Source organism: Ferruginibacter sp., assembly GCF_031430955.1.
In the GTDB taxonomy this organism is placed as follows: domain Bacteria; phylum Bacteroidota; class Bacteroidia; order Chitinophagales; family Chitinophagaceae; genus Ferruginibacter.
Genome location: NZ_JANPCM010000391.1, coordinates 1 through 6,842 on the forward strand (window position 1 = coordinate 1; position 6,842 = coordinate 6,842).

Consider the following 6,842-nt stretch of genomic DNA (forward strand, 5'->3'; position numbering starts at 1 on the left):
CCCTTTTTGACGAAAGTGTAAACGAAACAGCTACTGTAAACAGGCTTATCCAGAAAAGTAAAACACACATTACCGATTCGCCGGCACTGGCTATTGATTTAGCTATACGTGCAAAACTGATGGCCGAAAAACTAAATTATGCTAAAGGAGCGGCTTATGCGCTAAAAAATATCGGTATCACTTATTACTATCAGGCAAAATTTGTTGAGGCACTTGATCATTACCTGCAGTCCCTTGAAATTTTTAAAAAAACAGGTGACAATGTGGGCATTGCCAATATGTACAGTAATATAGGTGTAATTTATTACGACAGGGGAGATGATGCAAAAGCATTAGAAAATTATTTGCAGTCCTTAAAGTTTGCAGAACTGTCAGGTGATAAATTAAGAATGCTGACCGCTTTAAATAATATTGGCGGGGTGTACAACATGAAAGAAGTAACGCATGAAAAAGCGTTGGAATATTATTTAAAAGCATTGCCACTTTGCGAAGAACTGGGTAAACAGGAAGAGTTGGGCGCCATTGCCGTAAACATCGGCTCAATTTATTTTGAAAAAAATGATGATACCAAAGCCATGTTTTATTTTAATAAAGCACTAAAAGCTTATGGTAATAACGAAGGCAGCCTTAATGCTTATAATGCGATTGGTAAATTATATACCCGGGAACAAAAATTTGATCTTTCCCTGAAGAATCATAACCGGGCATTACAACTGGCAAAAAAAATGAATGTACCCATTTCAATAGTGCAGTCTTTAATGGGTTTAGGAGAAGCGTATGCAAAAAAAGGCGATAACGAAAATGCCGTGATTAATTTTAAAGAGGCAGAAGCAAAAGCTTTGGAAATTACCGCCAATCATGAAATAGTGGATATTTACCAGGGTATGGCCAAAGCTTATGCCAAATCAAATAACTATGACAGTGCTTTTAAATACCAGTCGCTTTTTTCAGATATCAACGATACATTGTACAATATTGAAACTGGTAAAAAATTGGGTGTACTGCAATTTGATTTTGATCTGCAAAAAAAACAAACTGAAATAAATTTACTTACTAAAGATAAAGCCCTTACCGATCTGCAATTAAAAAGACAAAAATTAGTAAAGAATGCTTCCCTGATTGGTTTGGTACTTTTATTTTTAATTGCATTACTTATTTTTAGAAACTACAGGATAAAAGTAAAGACCAATCACAAACTCGATCAGCAGAAAGCGGAGATAGAACAATTAGTGTTAAATATTTTGCCGTCAGAAATTGCAAACGAATTGAAGTTGAATGGCCAGGCAACGCCCCGGAATTATGAATCAGTATCAGTAATGTTTACCGACTTTAAAGATTTTACTGTTCATGCAGATAAATTAGCACCGCAGGAACTGGTGAAAGAATTGAACACCTGTTTTATGGCATTTGATGACATTATTGAAAAATATAAACTGGAAAAAATAAAAACTATCGGCGATTCCTACATGTGTGCAGGGGGCATACCTACACCCGATGAAAAGCATGCAGAGAACATTGTAAATGCCAGCCTGGAAGTTCAGCAATTTATTATGCAGAACAATAAACGAAGACTGGCGCTGGGTTTGGAACCCTGGGACCTGCGGATAGGAATACATACCGGCCCCGTTTTAGCAGGCGTGGTAGGCAAAAAAAAATACGCCTACGACATTTGGGGCAGTACTGTAAATATTGCCAGCCGCATGGAAAGTAATGGCGTGCCGGGCCAGGTAAACATTTCAGCCTCTGTTTACGAAATAATAAAAGATAATTTTATCTGCAGCTACCGTGGCAAAATTTATGCAAAAAATGTGGGGGAGATTGATATGTATTTTGTAGAAAAGGAAAATGGTGTTGTTGTTAATATCAAAGAAAAAAAACTTTCTGTCAGTAATTGAAAAAAAGCAGGTAACTATTTTTTAAATAAAATAAAAGCCCTGGCAACCATCAATATACCTGCAACAATTATTCCTCAGAATAAATAAAAAGAAAGCGAACCGGAGTTAACTGCAATGAAGTAAGAAAAATAATTGATCAATAACCCGGCTGCTGTGGTAACCAAACCCATCAGCAATAGTTTCCAAAAATCTTTTTTATCCTGTTGGCCGGATAATACATTGTAGATAATTGTTGGTGCATAAAATGCATCAATATTTTGTTTTGCCAGTTATTTAATTATTTCCTCTTGCGTAATTCCTTTTAGCAAAAAATCTTTTACTGCCTGATGTAATTTATCTGCTTCCTGATTTATAATTTCCTGCATAGAAAAATTTATTGCTTCACTTCAAAATTATATTTACCTGAACCAACTTTTAAAATTACGTACCCCTCCGCACTACCGGTTATGCTGATATCTTTTATTGCTGATAAGGCTGTGCCATTTTCTGTAATTGCTTCTGTGGCTTTTGCAGGTAAATAAATTGTTGCCGTGGTATTCGGTGGAATCTCCACATCAAATAAAATTTTATCTGTTATTATTTTCCAGCCGCTGCTTGCGGTACCATAATAAGTTTGCAGCGTTGCTGCTGCATTTTTAAAACCTCCGCCAACATGTGGTTTAATTATGATGTGCTTATAACCCGGTTCACTTTCATCAGTATCCAGGCCTGCCATTACACGGTACATCCAATCGCCAATGGCGCCATAGGAATAATGATTAAAAGAATTCATAGATGGCACCTGGAATGTACTGTCGGGTTTTATGCCATCCCATCTTTCCCAAATAGTTGTGGCACCCATTTTTACAGGGTATAACCACGATGGATAAGTTTCCTGCAATAATAATTTATAAGCCACACCGGTGTAACCAAAACGGCTTAACACATGGCAGAGGTAGGGTGTGCCTAAAAAACCAGTGGTTAAATGATCACCGTAATTTTTAATATTCGTTACTAATTTTTCTGCGGCATTTTTTTGTAACACTTCGGGCAGCATATCAAAATGAAGTGCCAGCACATAAGCCGTTTGTGTACCCGAAACTAAATTACCATAGGGTGTTACATATTCGTTTACAAAAGCTGTTTTAATTTTTTGCAATAAATTTTTATAATACTCAGCATCGGCTGTTTTGCCCAGCACTGTTGCAGTGTTAAATAATATTTGTGTGGAGTAAGCAAAGAAACATTGTGCAATTAAATATTTATCTGTAACGGCACTCCGGCCATCATTATCATCAAAGGGGCGGTAAAATAACCAATCACCAAAATGAAAACCGGTATTCCATAAATTATTTTTACTGGCCTTTTCCATGTAGCCCACCCAGGCTTTCATGCTGCTGTACTGATCTATTAAAATTTGTTTATCGCCATAAGCCAAATAAACATTCCATGGAATTATAGTGGCGGCATCGGCCCAGCCTGCAGAGCCACCGGCATTGGGCCCCAATACATTGGGCACAACAAATGGTACGCTGCCATTAGGTTGCTGGTCTAATGCAACATCTTTCATCCATTTGGCAAAAAAATTATTTACGCCAAAATTAAATGTGGCAGTTCGTGAAAATACCTGGGCATCACCCGTCCAGCCAAGGCGTTCATCTCTTTGCGGACAATCAGTGGGCACATCTAAAAAATTGCCCCTTTGTCCCCATTGAATATTATGTTGTAATTGATTAATGAGTGCATTCGAAGAAGTGAATGTTCCGGTGGGTGGCATGGCAGAATATAATGCTACGGCACTTATGTTTTCTGTTTTTAATTCTCCGGTAAGCCCCTCAATTTTTATATAGCGAAAACCCTGGAAGGTAAAATGCGGTTCAAAAAATTCTTCATCACCACCTTTTAAAATAAAAGTATTTTGTTGTTTGGCTGCCCTCAGATTGTCTGTATAAAAATTACCAGCTTTATCAAGTACTTCAGTATGAAATAAATTTATAGTATCGCCAGTTTTACCTTTTATTTTTAATGTAGCCCAGCCCGTAAGGTTTTGCCCAAAGTCGGCTACCAATTCGCCTTTAGGGGTTTTTAAAATTTTAACGGGTTTAAATATTTCTTGCTTTTTTATGGGTTCATTATAAGTTGCGACTAAAACCGCTTTATCGGCTGCTACTGTTTTTACACTGCTCCAGTTATTGTCATTATACATTGCGTTGCTCCAGCCATTTTTTTCTTGCCGGGCATCATATATTTCGCCATTATAAATTTCGGCATACCGTATGGGGCCTGTTGCAGATTTCCAGCTTTCATCTGATGTTATGGTTTGTGTTGTACCATCGGTGTATTCAATTTCCATCTGAAATAAAATAGCTAATTTTTTTCCATAAATATTTTTATTATCGTTCCACGCCAAATAGCCACGGTACCATCCGTTAGCGGCAACTACACCAACTGCATTGGCACCATTTTTTAAAAGGCTGGTAACATCATACACCTGGTATTGCAGGCGGTTGTTATAACTCGTCCAGCCGGGTGTTAAATAATAATCACCCACACGTTTGCCATTAATTTGTGCTTCGTACATACCATGAGCAGTAATATAAGCGTAAGCCGATTGTATTTTTTTATTTACACCAAAAGGCTTTCTAAAATATTGAGCCGGCCGGTTAATACTGTCTTCTGCAAAACCTGCTTCCAGCCATTTTGCTTTCCAGTCTGCCGCATTCAACATGCCCATTTTAAAAAAAGCCGCAGTGCTCCATAAAGATGCTTTACCATTATTGTCCCACACTTTTACCTGCCAGCTATATTGCCTGCCCGATTGTAATGCAGTGCCTGCATATGGTAATAATACAGATTGAGCCGAAGCTACTTTACCACTGCTCCACACAGCAGTATTTTTTTGCAGCACTTTAATTTCAAAAGCAGTTTGCTGAATATTTCTTTTACCACCCTTTAATTGCCAGCTAAAACGGGGTTGTACAATATCTATACTAACAGGGTTAACCTGGTTTTCGGTTAGCAGGTTGGTTACCGTAACCTGTGCCATTAAAAAATTAAAAAAAAGAAATAAACAGTTAAGTGTAATTAAGATCTTTTTCATGTGCAGCAATTTGTTTTGGCTTTTTAAAATTTGTAAGGGTTATACCGGCAGAAATTTATATTTAAATGTAAGCACTTTTAAAATATAAAAGAAGAAAGAAAAATGTTTACACCTGTGGCAAAAATTACCCTGCCCAAATGCTAATTCATAAAATTCTAAACTGATCAGTAAAACAAGCCCTTGCTTAAAATATTTTGTATTGCAGCAGTTAAACATTTTGACACACGAAATTTTTAAGGGGTAATTATACCCTAAAATAAAAGTTCAATGAAATTGCTGGAGCTGAACGGAGCCCTTCTTTACTTAGTATAAACTCTGCAACAGCAATTTTCATCAAGACTCAACTTCCAAACAAAACCTCACCCCTCCCGATTAATCGGGACTCCAAAAGAGAGGGAACCCGAATGAGGCACTCTTTAAATTAATTACTGTCAGTTTAATCCTGCTTTCATAAAATATGATCTTCGCTAAAATCTCCTCCATTTCCTCCCCCCTCAAGGGGAGATAGAGGGGGGGCTGCCATTTTTGCACTTTTTTCCCTTCGGCACAATCATTGTCTAATTCCAATCAAACTCAATAAATTTTTAAAACATGGGAAAGATTATAGGAATTGACTTAGGAACCACCAACAGTTGCGTATCTGTAATGGAAGGTAACGAACCGGTAGTAATTGCCAACGAAGAAGGACGCCGCACAACCCCGTCGGTAGTGGCTTTTCTTAAAAATGGCGAACGTAAAGTAGGTGATCCTGCAAAGCGCCAGGCCATTACCAACTCTCAAAACACCATAAGCAGCGTAAAGCGTTTTATGGGCCGCCGTTTTGATGAAGTAACTGAAGAGATCAGCCACTGGAGCTATAAAGTAGTAAAAGGTGACAATAATACGGTGCGTATTGACATAGATGGCAGATTATATACACCACAGGAAATAAGTGCGATGGTACTGCAGAAAATGAAAAAAACTGCCGAAGATTATTTGGGCCACGAAGTAACAGAAGCGGTAATTACCGTACCTGCTTATTTTAACGATGCACAGCGCCAGGCTACCAAAGAGGCTGGTGAAATTGCTGGCCTTACTGTAAAAAGAATTGTAAACGAACCCACTGCCGCAGCATTAGCTTACGGTTTAGATAAAGGCGGTAAAGATCAAAAAATTGCCGTGTTCGATTTAGGTGGCGGTACGTTTGATATAAGTGTTTTAGAATTAGGCGATGGTGTATTTGAAGTAAAGAGCACTAACGGTGATACACACCTTGGCGGCGATGATTTTGATAAAGTGATTATGGATTGGCTGGCTGATGAATTTAAAGCCGACGAAGCCATTGACCTGCGTAAAGACCCAATGGCTTTACAACGTTTAAAAGAAGCATCAGAAAAAGCTAAGGTAGAATTATCATCTTCTACCGAAACAGAAATTAACCTGCCGTATGTAACAGCAGTTGATGGCGTGCCTAAACATTTGGTAAAAAAATTAACCCGTGCAAAATTTGAAGCACTGGCCGATAAATTATTTGAGCGTTGCTTAAAACCTTGCGAAGCCGCATTGAAAGATGCCGGTATGAATACTTCTCAAATTGACGAAGTGATAATGGTGGGTGGCAGCAGCCGCATACCAAAAGTATTGGAACTGGTAGAAAAATTCTTTGGTAAAAAACCTAACCGTGGTGTTAACCCCGATGAAGTGGTAGCCATTGGTGCAGCAATACAGGGCGGTGTTATGACCGGCGAAATTAAAGATGTATTGTTGTTAGACGTTACACCTTTAAGCCTTGGTATTGAAACCATGGGTGGTGTAATGACAAGACTGATAGACAGCAACACTACCATACCAACAAAAAAATCGGAAGTGTTTAGTACCGCCAGCGATAA

General features: G+C 38.2%; 3 protein-coding genes. 2 read left to right on the forward strand and 1 reads right to left on the reverse strand.

Annotated elements, in window-relative coordinates; genetic code table 11:
* Nucleotides 1-1,895 (forward strand): adenylate/guanylate cyclase domain-containing protein (locus ACY65O_RS11075; protein ID WP_462220923.1); only part of this gene is annotated, 1,895 nt, incomplete at its 5' end.
* Nucleotides 1,896-2,268: 373 nt separating this feature from the next.
* On the opposite strand, the gene ACY65O_RS11080 is transcribed toward ACY65O_RS11075, so the two are convergent.
* Nucleotides 2,269-4,974 carry a family 78 glycoside hydrolase catalytic domain gene (locus ACY65O_RS11080; protein ID WP_462220924.1) on the reverse strand — a complete coding sequence of 902 codons (2,706 nt, stop codon included), beginning with the start codon at nucleotides 4,972-4,974 and terminating at the stop codon, nucleotides 2,269-2,271.
* A 591-nt stretch (nucleotides 4,975-5,565) separates the two neighbouring features.
* Between ACY65O_RS11080 and dnaK the strand changes: the two genes are divergently transcribed.
* Nucleotides 5,566-6,842, forward strand: a 1,277-nt coding sequence (gene dnaK / locus ACY65O_RS11085; protein ID WP_462220925.1) for a molecular chaperone DnaK, incomplete at its 3' end; no start/stop codon positions are given.